Source organism: Streptomyces sp. WM6386, assembly GCF_000972385.1.
Lineage (GTDB): Bacteria > Actinomycetota > Actinomycetes > Streptomycetales > Streptomycetaceae > Streptomyces.
The window spans coordinates 54803-70296 of sequence record NZ_JXTE01000047.1 but is presented as its reverse complement, the minus strand read 5'-3'; the positions used below and the strand labels follow the sequence as shown (position 1 = coordinate 70296).

Annotated in this window: 14 protein-coding genes; 4 read left to right on the top strand and 10 right to left on the bottom strand. The window is 72.5% G+C overall.

Annotated elements, in window-relative coordinates; genetic code table 11:
* Window positions 1-670 (top strand): hypothetical protein (locus TN53_RS46915; protein WP_046261150.1); only part of this gene is annotated, 670 nt, incomplete at its 5' end.
* 48 nt (window positions 671-718) lie between these two features.
* On the opposite strand, the gene TN53_RS26390 is transcribed toward TN53_RS46915, so the two are convergent.
* From TN53_RS26390 to TN53_RS26375, 4 genes are all read right to left on the bottom strand, one after another.
* Entirely contained in the window at window positions 719-1624 is a 906-nt protein-coding gene (locus tag TN53_RS26390; protein ID WP_234441713.1) for a GAF and ANTAR domain-containing protein, read from the bottom strand.
* Window positions 1625-1835: 211 nt separating this feature from the next.
* Complete coding sequence (locus TN53_RS26385) at window positions 1836-2555, bottom strand: TIGR03943 family putative permease subunit (protein WP_046261149.1); 720 nt, start codon at window positions 2553-2555, stop codon at window positions 1836-1838.
* The gene (locus tag TN53_RS26380; protein ID WP_046261148.1) at window positions 2552-3553 is read right to left on the bottom strand and encodes a permease; all 1002 of its coding nucleotides are present in this window, start codon (window positions 3551-3553) and stop codon (window positions 2552-2554) included. Before TN53_RS26380 ends, TN53_RS26385 begins: the two co-directional genes overlap by 4 nt.
* A gap of 60 nt (window positions 3554-3613) precedes the next feature.
* Complete coding sequence (locus tag TN53_RS26375; protein ID WP_046261147.1) at window positions 3614-4957, bottom strand: helix-turn-helix domain-containing protein; 1344 nt, start codon at window positions 4955-4957, stop codon at window positions 3614-3616.
* 126 nt (window positions 4958-5083) lie between these two features.
* On the opposite strand from TN53_RS26375, the gene TN53_RS47915 reads away from it, so the two are divergent.
* Window positions 5084-5248 carry a hypothetical protein gene (locus tag TN53_RS47915; RefSeq protein WP_199924653.1) on the top strand — a complete coding sequence of 55 codons (165 nt, stop codon included), beginning with the start codon at window positions 5084-5086 and terminating at the stop codon, window positions 5246-5248.
* A gap of 1 nt (window position 5249) precedes the next feature.
* Here TN53_RS47915 and TN53_RS26370 read toward each other — a convergent pair whose 3' ends face one another.
* Both TN53_RS26370 and TN53_RS26365 read right to left on the bottom strand, forming a co-directional pair.
* Window positions 5250-5795, bottom strand: a complete 546-nt coding sequence (locus tag TN53_RS26370) for a Uma2 family endonuclease (RefSeq protein WP_046261156.1) — start codon at window positions 5793-5795, stop codon at window positions 5250-5252.
* A gap of 238 nt (window positions 5796-6033) precedes the next feature.
* Window positions 6034-6606 (bottom strand): tellurite resistance TerB family protein, encoded by a 573-nt coding sequence (locus TN53_RS26365; protein WP_046261146.1) that lies wholly within the window; start codon window positions 6604-6606, stop codon window positions 6034-6036.
* A 97-nt stretch (window positions 6607-6703) separates the two neighbouring features.
* Here TN53_RS26365 and TN53_RS26360 point away from each other — a divergent pair, with 97 nt between their 5' ends.
* Window positions 6704-7945, top strand: a complete 1242-nt coding sequence (locus TN53_RS26360; RefSeq protein ID WP_046261145.1) for an amidohydrolase — start codon at window positions 6704-6706, stop codon at window positions 7943-7945.
* Between the two features lie 4 nt (window positions 7946-7949).
* Here the strand turns inward: TN53_RS26360 and TN53_RS26355 are convergent, their stop codons facing one another.
* The 3 genes from TN53_RS26355 to TN53_RS26345 are packed head-to-tail and all read right to left on the bottom strand — an operon-like array spanning window position 7950 to window position 12230.
* Window positions 7950-9317, bottom strand: coding sequence for an extracellular solute-binding protein (locus TN53_RS26355; protein ID WP_046261144.1), 1368 nt, complete (start codon window positions 9315-9317; stop codon window positions 7950-7952).
* The gene (locus TN53_RS26350) at window positions 9317-11878 is read right to left on the bottom strand and encodes a VWA domain-containing protein (protein ID WP_046261143.1); all 2562 of its coding nucleotides are present in this window, start codon (window positions 11876-11878) and stop codon (window positions 9317-9319) included. Before TN53_RS26350 ends, TN53_RS26355 begins: the two co-directional genes overlap by 1 nt.
* A 4-nt stretch (window positions 11879-11882) precedes the next feature.
* On the bottom strand, window positions 11883-12230 hold the full coding sequence (locus TN53_RS26345; protein ID WP_234441712.1) for an effector-associated constant component EACC1: 348 nt from the start codon (window positions 12228-12230) through the stop codon (window positions 11883-11885).
* A gap of 200 nt (window positions 12231-12430) precedes the next feature.
* On the opposite strand from TN53_RS26345, the gene TN53_RS26340 reads away from it, so the two are divergent.
* Window positions 12431-14398, top strand: coding sequence for an Ig-like domain repeat protein (locus TN53_RS26340; protein ID WP_234441711.1), 1968 nt, complete (start codon window positions 12431-12433; stop codon window positions 14396-14398).
* On the opposite strand, the gene TN53_RS26335 is transcribed toward TN53_RS26340, so the two are convergent.
* Window positions 14388-15446 (bottom strand): hypothetical protein, encoded by a 1059-nt coding sequence (locus TN53_RS26335; RefSeq protein ID WP_046261140.1) that lies wholly within the window; start codon window positions 15444-15446, stop codon window positions 14388-14390. The genes TN53_RS26340 and TN53_RS26335 overlap by 11 nt on opposite strands.
* Window positions 15447-15494 lie beyond the last annotated feature (48 nt).

Below are 15494 nucleotides of genomic sequence, written 5' to 3'. Positions count from 1 at the left end.
CCCCAGCACGGCCTCGGCCGCCCCCACCACCGCGCCCCCGTCCCCCGCCACGGCCCCCGCCCTCACCCCGGCCCAGCCCCAGGCCCCCCTGATCACCGACGCCGACCTCGGCGAGCCCTGGACCATGACCGAGGGCGCCGCGACCTGGCGGGACCGGCTCCTCAAGGCCACCGCGAACGCGCCCGACTGCCAGCGGCTGCTGGACACCCTCTACACCGAGAAGTTCTTCGGCGCGGACGCCCAGGTACGGGCGAGGACGGGCCTGGACGACACCTGGAACGACGCCCAGCTGCACCATCAGGTCGTCGCCGACCGTCCCGCGGACGTGGACAGGACGCTGGCCTGGCTGAAGACCCTGCCCAAGAAGTGCGGGCGGTTCACGGCCGCCACCGCCACCGGCGCCGTCCAGAACGCCGAGGTCACCGAGGTGCGGCTGGCGAAAATGGGGGACGCCCGGCAGGGCCTGCGGCTCACCCTGAACGGCGAGAGCGCGGACGGCGAGGAGACCACGCTCACCCTGGACCTCGCCGCCGTCCGCATCGGCGACGACACGATCGTCCTCACCAACGGCGGCCTCGGCGACGTGTACGCCGAGATCACCCAGGGGCTCGCGGAACTGGGCACCAAGCGTCTGACGGACGTACGCAAACAGGCCCACGCGGAGGTCTGAGCGGGCCGGGCGAATTCGGCTGCGGTTCGGCAGCTCGCTCGGGCGTACTCAGTCGCGGTCGAACCGCTTCCTGTGCGACACCACGGCGTGCGCCACCTCCTGGGCGGTGCGGTTGTGCGCGAAGGCGTGGGCACGCAGCCGGGCCAGCGCCTCGTCCTCGCCGACCCCGAGCTGCGCCATGATCATGCCGATGGCCTGGTAGACCTGGTCGTGATCGGTGGCCAGACCGCCCAGCCACGGTTCTTCTCCCTCGGATCCACTGTCCTCCGCATGGGGCAGCGCCATCAGCGCGACGGTCACCACGCCGGCCACCAGTTGTGCGGTGCGCAGCTCGCGGGCGCTGAGCTCGCCGGGGGTGTCGCGGTAGAGGTCGAGGGTGCCCACACACACGGAGTCGTTGCCCAGCGGGATCGAGTACACCGCCCGCACCCCGGCGGCCGTCGCCTGCTGGGCGAAGACCGGCCAGCGGTCGGGGTCCCGGCCCTCGGTGAGGTCGGCGGCGAGGACGGGGGCGCCGAGCCGGGCCGCGTGCCGGCAGGGTCCGTCACCCAGGGTGGCCTGGATCTCCCCGACGTGAGCCGCCTGCTCGTTGCTCGCGCTCAGCTGGACGGGCATCCCGTTGGCGGACAGCGACACGCTCGCGCCGGTCACCGGCAGCAGCTCGACCGCGACCACGCACAGTCGGTGGGGCAGCTCGCCGGGTCCCGCCCCCCGGACCCCCTCGGCGATCACATCGATGACCCGCACCCGGTCGCGCTCCGCGTCCCGTGCGAGCCCTCCGGGGTCACCGCCCCACGCCCCGTGCGGACCGCGGTCGTCGCCGGATGCTCCGTAGCGGTCGTCCCTGGGGCCCACGGCCCCCGCCTCCTTCGCTCGGCGCAGCCAGTCGTCGTCCATGGGCTCGGCGCGGACTCCCCCGGAGCAGTAGCCGTGACCGGTGATCCGTCCGTCCACGCGACCCCCGATTACCCCTCGCCCGTCAGACGAAACGCCTCGGCCCGCCCGTCCCCCGGCGGCGCCCCCCGTGGCCTCGGCGGACGCGGGGAGGGTGACCGCCCCGTGCAGGCCGCCCGTCCGCAGCGTCTCCAGCACGGGCCGTCCCCGCCTCGTACTGCCGCCGGTCGAAGCGGTCCACGGCCTTGTCGCCGGCCGTGCTTCCTCACCCTCACCTCTTCTCGTACGGATTCGCCGGCTGCTTCACCTGCTTCACCGACGCCGCGTCCAGCACCGGCGGCCACGCCCCGTCCGTGCCGAGCTTCCCCTTGGGGTGCCAGGTGCCGGTGACGGTGACCCAGGTGTCGGCGGGCAGCGCGTCGGCGCCGCGGATCTCGGCCTTGCTGGTGGTGGCGTCGGCGGCACAGCAGGAGACGAGGAGCCGGGTGATGTACCAGGTACCGTCGTCGCCGTGGGTCACGAATCCGGTCATCCGCACGGTACGGCCCTTCAGCGACCGCCCGCTGTCGTAGATCGCCCGTGAGGCGAACTCCCCCACACCGAGCTCCACCGGGTCCCCGGCGGGCAGCGCCGGAAAGACCCCGACGCCCTGCGCCGCCCGCTGGGCCGCCTCACGCTCGGCGCTGTAGGAGCCGAGGGCGGGCGGCGGGAAGAGCAGCAGGGCGAGGGCGGGGAGGGTGAGGAGCCAGGCGACACGGGGGCCGTGGTGGGCGTGGTCGTGGTGGGCGCCGTCGTCGTCATGGGCGTCGTCCGCCGAGTGTCGTACGACCGCCATGACGATCCCCAGCAGCACGAGCGCCGCACCCGAGACGACCAGATAGGGCCTCAGCCCCGCCTGCACATACCGCAGGTACAGCGCGCTGAACGCCGAGATCCGCAGGATCGCCGCCCCGACGAGCACCAGCAGCAGGGCCGGCCCGTACCGCCTCACAGCAGCCACCACCCCACGAGCACACTGCTCACCACGGCCACCACCCACGTCACGGCGGAGAACCGCACCGCGAAGGCCTGCCCGAACGTGCCCGCCTGCAGGGCGATCAGCTTCAGGTCGACCATCGGCCCCACCACCATGAACGCGAGCCGCGCGGTGGGCGAGAACCCGCTCAGCGAGGCCGCGACGAAGGCGTCGGCCTCGCTGCACACGCACAGCACGACCGCGAGGACGGCCAGCAGCAGCACCGACAGCCAGGCGGACCCGGTGAAGACGTCCAGCACGGAGCGGGGTACGACGAGGTTGAAGGTGGCGGCGGCCGCCGCGCCGAGCACGAGGAACCCGCCCGCGTGCAGGAAGTCGTGCTGGAGCCCGGCGCCGAAGGCCTTGATCCCCCGGGTCTCGGGAGCGTGCCGCTGCGGCAGCCGCAGCCACTCCTCCTTCCCGAACCGCGCCCACAGCCACCCCATCACCACGGCCGTTGCCAGCGAGGCGACGAGCCGGCCCAGCACCATCTGCGGCTGGGCGGGGAAGGCGATCGACGTGGCGACGAGCACGACGGGGTTGATCGCGGGCGCGGAGAGCAGGAAGGCGAGGGCGGCGGCGGGCGCGACCCCGCGCCGCATCAGGCTCCCGGCCACGGGCACGGAGGCACACTCACAACCGGGCAGTACGACCCCGGCGGCCCCGGCGATCGGCACGGCGAGGGCCTGGTTGCGGGGCAGCAGCCGGGTGAAGACCCGCTCCGGCACGAACGCGCCGATGGCCGCCGAGACGACGGTCCCCAGCAGCAGGAACGGCACCCCCTGGACGGTGATCGCCGTGAAGACGGTCCACCAGGCGGCGACCGGCGGGGTGTAGAGGTCGAGGGCGAGGGTGGGTCCGAGCACGGAGACGACGGTCGCGATGGCGAGCAGCGCGGCCCCGCCGAGGACGGCGTACACGAGTGCGCGCACGACGAACCGCAGCCCGTCGACCACACTCCGCTGGTTCTCCACACCTGCCCTTTCGTCCCCGCGCAGGCTAACCGGTGAGCCCTGTGCGCAGGATCGGGGTGGTCATAGAGGAGGCTGTGCGGGTGCGGGCCCGAGGGTGGTGGTGCCGGGGGCCGTACGGTGTCCCAGGCCCGTCCGGTAGGCGTCCAGGGCCGCCTCCACCCGCCCCTCCCTGCGCAGCAGGTCTCCCAGCAGCCGGCACAGGTCGGCCAGGTCACCGGCTGCCCCCGCCCGTTCCAGCAGGCTCAGCGCCCGCACGTAGTGCTCCTCGGCGGCCTCCGGGTCACGGGCGTCCTCGGCGATGATGCCGAGCAGCCGGTGCGCGGCGGCGGAGTGGACGGCGCCGCGCTCCGAGGACAGGTCCCCGAGCACGTCCTGGAGCAGGGCGGCGGCCTCGTCGGACTTGCCGCGCCGGTGCAGTACGTCGGCCAGCTCGACGGCGGCCTGGCTGCTGTAGAGGGCGGCCCGGGAGGCGGACAGCATGGTGAGGGCCTGTCTCAACTCGTTCTCGGCGCGCTCCAGTTCGTTGTTCTGCGCGTACACGTATCCGCGCATCCAGTGGCAGTTGGCCAGCTCGGTGCGGAGCTGGAGCTGGCGGTACAGCTCGGCCGCCTTCGCGAGCGAGGCGTCGGCCTCGGCGACCCGGCCCTCGGCGATGAGGGTGCGGGCCACCGACCGGTGCATGCGGGCCACGAGGGCGGGGTCCGCGGCCTGCGGGGCGAGGGCGAGCGCGAACTCGGCGGCCTGGGCGGCGCGGGCGTGGGCGCCCATGTCCATGTAGGGCCCGATGATGCTGACGTAGAGGAGGAGCAGCGCGTCGGGATCGTGCAGTCCGCCGCGGTTGAGTTCGTCGAGGGTGGACTCCAGGAGGTAGACGGCGTAACGGAGTTCACCGGCGAGGTAGTGGGCCAGGGCGCGACCGCGCAGGGCGGGGACGCGGGCGGGCAGGGGAGCGCCGGCCAGCGTCTGCTCGGCCCGCTCGAAGTACTGCCGTCCTTCGACGAGTTCACCGGTCTCGACGGCGCACTCCCCGAGTCCGAGGAGGGCGGCGGCCCGCACCTCGACGATCCGCAGGGCGTCCGCCTCCGCCAGCAGTGCGGCGTACTGCCGGCCGGCCTCCTCGGCCTCGCCGGTGGCGAGGGTGCGCTGGGCCTCGACGATCCGCAGCCGCAGATCGGTGACGAGATGGGCGGGCCGCCCGGTGGCGAGCTCGTCGAACTCGACGCCGAGCCGTTCGGCGAGATGCCGCAGGGCCTGATCGGAGGGCCTGACGCGGCCCGCCTCCAGGGTGGAGACATAGGCGGCGGTGTAGGCGGGCTCGGCGACCTGCCGCTGGGTGAGGCCCCGTTCGACGCGCAGTTGCTGGACTCTTCGCCCGATGGTCTCCGGATCGTCACGTTCAACCATGAGCCAACTCCCCCTGCGCCTCTTGCCGTTGGGCAACGCCGGGCTCTAGGTTAAACGGCGTATTAACCCTGCTTAATACGTTGTTGCTGTTGTTGCTGTTGCATCTGTCGTCACTGCGAGGTCGTCGTGCTCGAACGCACCAGCACCACCGAGCGTTTCGCAAGGAGCGCCATCGCCGCCGTGGTCGCGGTGGCGGCCCTGGTCCTGGCGGCGAACGCGGGACCGGCGAGAGCGGCGGAAGGACAGCGGGCCGACCAGGTGCAACGGGTCGAACACGTCCAGCGGGGCTAGCTCAGAACTCGGCGGTGTCCAGGTCGAAGCCGAGGGGGGCGGGGAGCGGGACGGTGAGGCCGAGCTTGTGCTTGTGAGCCTGGGCGTACTCGTCGCCGGACGGCTCGCAGTAGACCGTGACCTCGCCCTCCTCGCGATCGATCAGCAGGTAGACAGGGATATCGGCGCGGGCGTAGCCGTGGATTTTCTTCGTGCGGTCGCGTTCGGCGGTGCTGGTGGAGGTGACCTCGGCAACGAGGGCGACGGGGGAGGCATCGTGCCACTCCTCCTCGTCGTCGAAGCTGCCCTTGGGGGCGACGACCAGGTCTGGGACGACGTGGCCGGTCTCGGATGCGCCGGGGACGTTGAGACCGATGCCGGTGTAGTTGCGCAGAGACCGGTCGTGGCGTCGCTCGACGACCTGGTCCGTCAGCTCCGACACGATCTCCTCGTGCTCCCCATTGGCCGGTGGCGTCAGGCAGATCTCCCCTTCGATCAACTCCACGCGCCAGCCCCTCGGGGCCACCGCACTGAAGAGCTCGAAGACCTGCTGTACGCTCGCGCCCATGTGGTCGGGCACACCGCTGGTCGCGTCGCTGTCGCCGTCAGGGTCGTCGAAGGGGCCCTGAAAGGCCTCGCCCTGGTAACCCGGCATGATGATCGGCTCCGCCGTCGCCATGACAGACCTCCTTCGCTCGACGCGACCCTCCCAGGATAGATGCGCAGGACGTACGAGGAATCTGGAACCGTTCACTCGAACGAGCGTGCTGTTGCGTTTCGCCGTGGCGTCGGCGGCCGCTTCGCCGTCAGAGCTGGAACTCCGCGGGGTTCAGCCCCAGCGCCGCGCAGGCCTCCCGGAGGACCATCTGCTCCGCCTGGGAGAAGTGCCCGTCGGCACCGGCGATGACGATGCCGGTCTGGATCACGGCCCGGGCCTCGGTCGGCTTCTTGGCGGCCTTGGCGATGTCCTGCATCGCCTCGGCCTTCCCCTGCGGGAAGTTACGGGTGAGCTGGTCCACGTGCTTGTGGAAGCGCTGGCGCAGCTGCTCCGGCGGGAAGTTCTGCAGCACCTCGTTGCTGAGGATCATCTGCTCCATCTGCTGCATCTCGGACGCGTCCACCTGACCGTCGGCCGCCGCGACCAGCGCGCACATCGCCATGCTCGCGTCCCGGTACGCACCGCTCTTCAGCTCGGTCTTGATCGAGCCGAGCTGGTTCTTCAGCAGGCCGACCAGCTGGGCGCGGGATCCGCTCGATCCACCGTGCGAGCCTGGGCGCGAACCGGTCTGCGAGCCGTGTCCCCCGGTCGTGCCGCGCCCGCCCTGCGCCTGCTGCTGCAAGCTCTTGGCCTGGTCCTTGAGCCGGTCGAACAGTGCCATTGCCGTCACCTCGGTACTCGTCTGATCGATCTCACCCCGGAAACGGCCGCGCCCCGGAAAAGGTTCCACGACGGGCCCCCGGCATAGATTGCCCTCCATGACCTCCACCGCCGCCCGTACCGCGCTGGACCTCACCGCCGACCTCCCGGTCCCGGACCTGGAGGACCTCTACCGGGACCTGCACCGCCACCCCGAGCTCTCCGGCCAGGAGCACCGCACGGCCACGCGGTTCGCCGAGCGGCTGAGGAAGGCGGGGTACGACACCACCGAGGGCATCGGCGGCACCGGAGTAGCCGGGGTGCTGCGGGGCGGGGACGGACCCGTGGTCCTGCTGCGCGCCGACATGGACGCGCTGCCGGTGCAGGAGGAGACCGGACTGCCGTACGCCTCCGAGACCCCCGGTGTGATGCACGCCTGCGGGCACGACCTGCACGTGACCTGGCTGACCGGCGCGGCCCAGGCGCTGGCGGCGGGACGGGACGCCTGGTCCGGGACGCTGGTGGTGGTCGGGCAGCCCGCCGAGGAGAGCGGCGGCGGGGCGGCGGCCATGGTGGCGGACGGGCTGTACGCGCGCGTGCCGCGCCCCGACGTGCTGCTCGGGCAGCATGCGGTGCCGGGGCCCGTGGGGCTGTACCCGCACGTTCCCGGGCTGATCCTGTCGGCCACCACCGACGTCGACATCGTGGTGCACGGGCGGGGCGGGCACGGCTCGCGGCCGGAGACGACCGTGGATCCGGTGGTGACGGCGGCGTACATCGTCACCCGGCTGCAGACCGTGGTGAGCCGGGAGGTGGCGCCCCGTGAGTCCGCCGTGCTGACGGTCGGGCGGATCGAGGCGGGCACGGCGGCCAACATCATCCCGTCCACCGCCCGGATCTCCCTCAACCTGCGCACCCAGTCGGAGGCGGTACGCGACCGGATGGTCGCCGCGATCCGCCGGATCGCCGAGGGCGAGTGCCTGGCCGCGGGGTGCCCGCGCGAGCCGGAGGTGACACTGGGCGGGTCCTTCCCGGTGACCGTGAACGACGCGGAGACCGACCGCCGGGTCGCCGACGTGCACCGCGAGGTGTTCGGCGCGGGCACGGTGCTCGATCCCGGCCCGGCGATGGGCAGCGAGGACTTCTCCCGGCTGGCGGCGGACGGACAGCCGTACTCCTACTGGTTCGTGACGACCACCCCGGCCGGGATCTGGGACGCGGCGCCGGGCGGCGACGACCTGCCGGCCCGCCTGGACGCGCTGCCGAGCAACCACAGCCCGCACTTCGCGCCGGATCTGTCGGTGGTGGGGCCGGGGGTGCGGACGCTGGTGGCGGGCGCGCTCAGCCACCTCGTTCCGTAGCCGTCTAGTCCGGCAAGGCCTTCTTCAGTGCCGCGTCCAGCGCCGCCGCCAACTCCGCGTCGCCCGGCGGGCTGTCGCCCAGGAGTGGGCCCAGCTGTGCCGTGAAGGTCTGGGTGAAGGCGCCGTAGAGCGGGGTACGCGGGCGCTGGACCGCGTCCTGGAGGGCGGGGAGCAGGATGCTGCGGGCGTAGGCGGGGCGGCCGGCCTTGTCGCGGGGCATCCGGTCGGCCCGCTCGCCGGTGGGGGAGGCGGAGGAGACCGTGGTGTGCAGGGTGCAGCCGACGTCGTCGTCGGCGTAGGCCGAGACACGGGTCGCCGCGAACCCCGCGTCCAGCAGGCAGCGTTCGCTCTCCGGGCCGGTGAGGTACCTGATCAGCTCGGTCGCCTTCCGGGCCCGTTGCGAGCCCTCGGTCACCGCGAGGTTCTGGCCGCCGAGCACTGCCCGGCCGGGGAGCGGGACGACGCCCAACTGCTCCTCGGAGAAGGACTGGTGGAGGGTGCGGTAGGCATACGGCCAGTGGCGCAGGAAGGCGGTGCGGCCGTCGGCGAAGTCGCTCAGCGTGGCGGCCTCATCGGAGTGCACGGCGTCCTGGAGGGTGTACGGGGACTCGGTACGGCGGCGAAGTTCGGCGACACCGGCGGTCAACTGGTCGATGTCGGCGTCGTAGTGGCCGTCGGCGCCGGTGAAGTGGAAGCCCTCCGTCGCCGACGCGAACGCCTCGACCGCGTTGACCGTGCGGCCCTCATAGGGGGCGAGCTGAGTGGTCCAGCCCTTCTGGTAGGCGCCCACGGCCGGGTGCTCGTCGATCTCCTCGATCAGGTCCTCCAGCTGCCCCCAGTCGAGGCCCGCGCTCAGGTCGGTCTGCTGGACGCCGGCCGCCTTGAGCAGATCGCGGCGGTAGTAGAGGAGTCCGACGTCACTGTTGAACGGCACCGCGTACACCTCGTCGCCCCAACGGGCCGTATCCGCGACGGACTCGATGTGATCGCGGTCGAGCACGTTGCCGTGCAGCGGGCGGATCAGCCCGGCCGCGGCGAACTCCGGTACCCATGTCACATCGAGGTTGACGACGTCGTAGACCGCGCTGCCGGACTGCAGGGCGCCGAGCAGCTGACTGCGCTGCTCGTCGGCGCTGCCGGGCAGCTCGACGAGGCGGGCACGGTACCCGGAGTCCGCCTTCTTCTCCCGCTCGTTCCACTCGTCGATCAGCTGCTGCCGGATCCCGTTCTGTCCGGTCACGTCCCGCCCCCCGGCGACCACGATGTCCCCGGCCACGTCGGGAGAGGGAGCGGCGGGGGTGCCGGGGTCGCCGGTGCAGGCGGTGACGGCCAGCAACAGGGAAGCGATGAGCAGTCGGCATCCTCGGCCCATCAGTCCTCCCCCGTTCCCGTGCGGGCCACCTCGTCCGCCAGGGCCGCGCCGAGGTCGTCGCCGGCGTCCAGACAGCGGCCGCCGCTCGCGGTGGCGATACGGGCCGCCGGTTCGGTGCGGTCGCAGCCGGCGGAGTCCAGGGAGACCGTGGCCACCGGGATCTTCACCGAGCGGGCGCGGGTCAGGACGTCGTCGAGGTTGCCTGCGGTCAGTGCGGTGTCGTCCTCGCTGTCGGTGATGTGGACGATGAGCTGGGGGCGGTCGTCGGCGGTGCCGCGTTCCGCCATCTCGTCGAGCGCGGCGAGCAGCGTGGCGTGCGGGTCGGCCTGGGCGTCGCGGACCTCGGCACGGGTGTCGACGGCGCGCTCGGCCTCCTTGCGGGTGTGCGGGCCGAAGGGGAGCACACTCTCGTACGGGCGGTCGCCGGAGGTTCCCGAGACGCCCCACACGGCGTACTCGTCCTGCGCGCCGAGCCCGCCCAGGGACTGCTTCAGCAGGCCGGGGCCACCGCTCGGGCCCTCCCAGAGGCCGGCCATCGAACCGGAGCTGTCCAGGAGATAGAGGACCCGGCCGGGGCCGTGCGCGGCGCGGTACCGGTCGAGGACGTTCGTCATCTCGCCCGCGCCCGCGGACTCGTCGAGCGGTTCCGGATCGGCCAGCACCCCGGGGGCGCGCGGCCGGCGCAGTTCCCCGTCCGTGGAGCGGAAGCCGTCCGCCGCGAACACCGCCCGTCCCTCCTCCCCGGTCAGCCACGCCCGGAAGTCCCCGGCGGCCCGGTCGCGCGCGGACTCGTCGCGGTCGGCGCCCTCCCAGCGCACCCGGACGAAGGTGGGCTGCACACCGGGCACGTCGTTCGGGTACTGGGCCGTGCGCGGGGTGCGTGTCGTACGTTCGCAGGCGACGCCGCTGCGCAGCAGGAACTCCGGTACGAGGGCCGCCGTACGGTTGTCCACGTCGTCGTCGGCGGGCAGCGTGCACAGCAGGTCGGCGGCGGTCGGGGCGGGCGGTCCCGGCTGGGCGACCTTCTGCTCGGCACCGGCCGCGTCGGCGTTCGCGGTGTCGTACAGGCCGACCGTGGCGAGCAGCGCCGCGTCGGCGAACTCCGGGTCGGGACGGCGTACCGCGGCCTTCTCGTCGCGCACCCGCAGATGGTCGATCATCCGGGTCAGGGGCAGGCCGACCCGGTCCCCCAGGGACTTCGCGGCGATCCGCTCCGGCACCGCGAGCACGACCGGCGAGTGTGCGAAGGGCTCGTCGTCCGCCTCCAGTTCGGCCACGGCGTCGGTGTCCTGGAGTGCGGCGACCCGGGCGGCGTCGGCGGGGGAGGCCGGGATCCACACGTCCGGCTGCGGGCCGACGTCCCGCTGCGGGTTGGACTCCTCGTCACGTGGCTCCTGCCAGGCCACCGAGTCCTGGCCGAGCGCGGCGACCGTGTCGGCGGACCCCGCGCTGTAGACGGTGATCCCGCTGCGCCGGCAGCCGTCGCCGGTGGTGTTGGTGTCCGATGTCAGATACGCGTCGGCCGCCGCGGTGACCGTCGGCGCGAGATCGGGGTCGGTCAGGGCGCGCAGTTCCAGGGGCGGGGCGCAGGGGTCGCTGTCGGAGGTCAGGGCGACGATGCCGTAGGAGCCGAGACCGATCGCGGCGAGGGCGAGCAGTGCGGTGAGGCGGGTGGGGCCCACCATGTGCAGCAGGCCGGGGAGGCGGGAGCGGCGCAGCCGGGCGGAGACGGTGTCGGCCCAGGTGCCGAGGAGTGCGAGCAAGGCGGTCAGGGGACGCCGGGGCGGCACGGGTGGCGGGGGCGGCGGCGGGGGCGGCTTCACCCCGGGCGCCGCCAGCAGGACGTCCTCGTCCGGCTCGGATCTGCTCTGCGGCTCCCACGGATCGCCCCGTACGGTCTCGTACCCGTCGGCGGCCATCCGGGCCCGTAACGCGTCCGACAGCTCCCGGAACCCCAGCTCGCCGCCCTCGTCCAGGATCTGTACGAGCTCGCCGGTGAACGGCGTCGGGGTGCCCGGATCGCCCGCGTCGACCCGGTGGTTGGCCTGCACGCTCATCAGCAGCAGCACCCGGCGCTTGCTCTCGAAGCGCTCCCACAGCCAGGCCGCGTTGCCCGCGAAGCAGCAGTCGAGGATCACCACGACCCGCTCGGCCGGGCTGCCCGCGAGCACCGTCAGCACGGTGGTGAACATCTCCGCGCCCGGGAACACCGCGTGCCGCCCCGGGACCACGCGCGCGTTGTGCATCTGCAGGAACAGCTCGTCGCCCGCGCTCGGGATGGCCCCGTGCCCGGCGAAGTACAGCAGGAGCAGGCCCTCGGCCTCGCCCGCGGCGGTGTGCAGGGCCCGGTTGAACTCGTCCTGGGACGGGGAGCGGGAGACGATGACGTCGTGCTCGTCGAACACCCGGCCACGCAGCAGCGCGTCCCGCAGCCGGTTCACGTCGTGCTTGACGGCCGGCAGGTCGCCGGGCACCCCGTGCGGCGGCTCCGTGAACTCGTACTCGGAGACACCCACCAGCAGCGCCCGGTTGGTCCGTCCTCGCGGGTCGAAGCGGGTCACCGGCCTACCTGTCGTCGTGGAGGTCCACGATGTCGACGCGGCCCGTGGGCGGATCCCCGTTCTCCACGCCCCGGCGGACGTCCCGCCACTCCTCCACGGATCGTTTGACGTACTCCAGCAGCTCCTTGAAGACCGCGGCCCCGGCGCCGCCCGCCATCGCCACGACGATGTCCATGCCGATGCCCATCGGGGCGCCGGACTCGTCGGTCCGCGGCCGCTCCAGGATCTGCAGCTCGCCGGCGCGCACCCGCTCGTCGAGCCGCTGCTCCCGCTCCAGCCACTTGCGCAGGGCGTCGATGTCGCTCTCGCTCGCGGTCCCGTCCAGCCGTATGCGTATGCCTTGGTCGGCCACTCCATCCCCCTCAGCCATAACTCACCATCATGGCAGCGGAGTTGTGTGCACGGGAGGGTTTGTACGGGACCCCTGTGCCGACGTTGTCGGTGGCATGACTTACTCTTCGCTCACTCGCCACACGCGCCCCACAGGTTCCACACATGGCTGTGCGCGTGGGCCTCCACTTTCGTACCGGGGGGTTCGAACCAGAAGTGCGTATGCGCTCCCTCACGGCCGCCACCACCTTGGCGGTCCTCTTCAGCTCGGCGGTCCTGACCGCCACGCCGGCGTCCGCGGACTCGGCCAAGATCCTGCCGGTCAAGGCCGTCGGCGACATCGTGGTGGACGGAGTCCACCAGCGGGTCTTCGTCAGCGACCCGTCCAACGGCAAGATCGTCGTCACCGACTACGCCGGGACGGTCGTCAAGCAGCTGACGTCGCTGCCCGGCGTCACCGGACTCGAACTGTCCGCGGACTCGGGCACGCTGTACGCGGCGGTGCCCGGCGGCACCGACGCGATCGTCGCCTTCGACACGGCGACCGCGACCGAGTCCGCCCGCTACCCGGTGGGCACCTCCACCGACCCCAAGTACCCGGCCCTGGACGGCGACAGGCTGTGGTTCGGCTACCCGGGCGACATCGGCTACGTCGACCTCGCCGCCCCGGAGCACCCGGTGGCCCTGGACCAGGAGACCGACAACACCTGGTTCGGCGCCGCCCCGATGCTGGACACCAGCCCGGGCGCGCCCGGCAGGATCGTCGCGGGCATGCCCCAGCAGAGCCCGTCCGAACTGGCCGTCTACGACACCACTTCGGGCACCCTCACCCGTACCGCGCACAGCACCGTCGAGGGCGGCAACATGCGCGACCTCGCCCTCACGCCCGACGGGCAGCACGTGGTCGTGGCCAGCGGGGCGCCGTACTACCAGGCGGTCTACAAGACCTCGGACCTGACGGCCGACGGCAAGTACCCGACCAACGCCTACCCGAACGCCGTGGACATCGCGCCCGACGGCTCGGTCGCGGCCGGCATCGACGGCTCGTACGACCCGGACGTGTACGTGTTCAAGCCGGGCTCCGCCACCTCGGTGCGGGAGTACGACTTCCCCTCCACCAGCAGCGGCGGCAACGCCGACCTGCTCGTCGACCGGGGCCTGGGCTGGGCGCCGGACGCTTCCCGGCTGTTCGCGGTGTCGTCCAACTACGACGGCGTCTACCGCCTGCGGGTCCTCGTCGCCCCCACCAAGGCCACGACCGCCATCACGGTCACCGCCCCGGCCACCGCCACCCGCGCCAAGAAGCTCACCGTCAAGGGCAAGGTCTCCTCCAAGGTCGCGCTGCCCGCCGGCATCAAGCTGACCGCGACGCGCACCGACCTGGAGAACACCTCCGGCAAGGCGCTCCCCGCGGTCACGGTGAAGTCCGACGGCACGTACTCCTTCACCGACACCCCGACGGTCGGCGGCAAGGTCAAGTACACGCTGAAGTACGCCGGCGACGCCGGCCACGCGGCCGGCACCGGCTCCGACACCGTCGACGTCTCCCGCGCCAAGACGACCCTGACGCTGAACAACAACGGCAAGGTCTATTCGTACGGCAAGGACGTCAAGTTCACCGCGCACCTCGGTACGACGTACAAGAGCCGCAAGGTGGAGATCTGGGCCGACCCGTTCGGCGGGGACAAGGCCAACAAGCTGGTGAAGTCCGCCACGGTCAACTCCAGCGGCAACCTGTCCGTCACCCTCGACCTGAAGCGGGACACCAAGGTCACGGCGAAGTTCCTGGGCGACGCCCGGTACGCGCCGAAGACGGTGTCGAGCACGGTCGGCGCCAAGGTGAAGGTGTCGACGGCCGTCAGCAAGCACTACAAGACGAAGTACACGTGGGGACACACCTACTACTACTTCAAGAAGTCCAAGAACCCCGTGTTCACGACCACGATGACGGCGTACCCGGGCCGCGAGCAGCGCCTCGAGCTCGAGTTCTACTACGACGGCACCTGGTACGACCTCGGCTCGGAGTACTTCGCGCTGGGCTCCGCGGGCATCTCGAAGGTGGAGCTCACCGGTGAGCACGAGACGGGCTACCGGATGCGGATGCGCTCCTCGTACATCAACTCCTCGTCGGGCGACACCGTGAACTCGACGACGCACGGCGCGTGGAAGTACTTCATCTTCACGAGCTGATCGTCTGAAGGCGGCCCAGCTGCCTGTGCACATGGTCCAGGGCGCCCTCGCGGCGTCCTGGCACCCGCGCCCTCAAGCCGGCCAGCGCGGGCCCGAGTTCCCGGGCCCGCGCCGGGTCGTCGATCCGCCCCCACTGATGGTGGGCCCGGTCGGCGGCGGCCTCCACGGCGGGCGCGTCCGGGGCCTGCCCGGCGGCCAGCCGCGTGGTGGCCACGGACAGCCAGGCCCGGCAACTGCGCGCCGGGTCGCCGGCGAACATCGCCAGATCCGCCCGGACCTCGCTCCAGTGCAGCGCCTCCTCGGAGGCCGGCCCGTGCGCGCGTACGGCGGTCAGCTCGTGGTGCGCGGCCAGTGAGTCGGCGTCCCCGTGCCGCCGGGCCGCGACGGCGGCCGAGATCAGCACGTGCGGGTCACCCGCGGTGGGCCCCTGCGCGCTCAGGACGTGCCCCACGCTCTCCTGCGGGGTCCGGCTCAGCGCCTGCTGGTGCAACTGCACCAGCGGGGGCCGGTGCCCACTGCGCAGAATCGTCGCCACGGCCTTCATGTACGCGGGCGTCGACACCGTACGCCGGGGCGGCGGCGGTGCGATCCGGCCGTGGACGGCGTTGTTGCGGCCCGTGTCCAGGGGGTTGGCCCGCAGCCACTCCCACGTCTCCGGGTCGGCGTGCAGATCGAGGACGAAAGCCGTCGCGCCGGCCGGGCGCAGCCGCAGCTCCTCCCGGAACCAGTGCCAGGGGAAGGCGGTGTAGCGGACCGTCGAGGGCGTGGTGCGGGCCAGCGCGAGGTGGGGCAGGTGCTGGCGGCGGTCCAACTGGAGCTGGCCGGTGAGGAACACGGTGAGCGGGCCGGGGGCCGCCGCGGCGGCACGCAGCCGCGTCAGGACCGCCTGCGGCTCCAACGGGTCCGCGAGCTCGACCACGTTGGCCGTGTCCGTGCCGGACAGGACGGCGGGCGGTACGGCGGCGAGGACGGGGAGCACGGAGGCCGCGTCGACCAAACACCCCTTGCCCGCCGGTGCGGCGGCCAGCAGCAGCACGGTTCCGGGCATCGGTCCCTCCCCATCCCCCGTCGATCACGTACGGCAGCACCGTAACCG

Coding starts and splice junctions, on each gene's coding strand:
- TN53_RS26375 (WP_046261147.1), bottom strand. CDS start 4,957: ATGGTTGAACGTGACGATCCGGAGACCATCGGGCGAAGAGTCCAGCAA.
- TN53_RS26370 (WP_046261156.1), bottom strand. CDS start 5,795: ATGGGCGCGAGCGTACAGCAGGTCTTCGAGCTCTTCAGTGCGGTGGCC.
- TN53_RS26365 (WP_046261146.1), bottom strand. CDS start 6,606: ATGGCACTGTTCGACCGGCTCAAGGACCAGGCCAAGAGCTTGCAGCAG.
- TN53_RS26360 (WP_046261145.1), top strand. CDS start 6,704: ATGACCTCCACCGCCGCCCGTACCGCGCTGGACCTCACCGCCGACCTC.
- TN53_RS26355 (WP_046261144.1), bottom strand. CDS start 9,317: ATGGGCCGAGGATGCCGACTGCTCATCGCTTCCCTGTTGCTGGCCGTC.
- TN53_RS26340 (WP_234441711.1), top strand. CDS start 12,431: ATGCGCTCCCTCACGGCCGCCACCACCTTGGCGGTCCTCTTCAGCTCG.
- TN53_RS26335 (WP_046261140.1), bottom strand. CDS start 15,446: ATGCCCGGAACCGTGCTGCTGCTGGCCGCCGCACCGGCGGGCAAGGGG.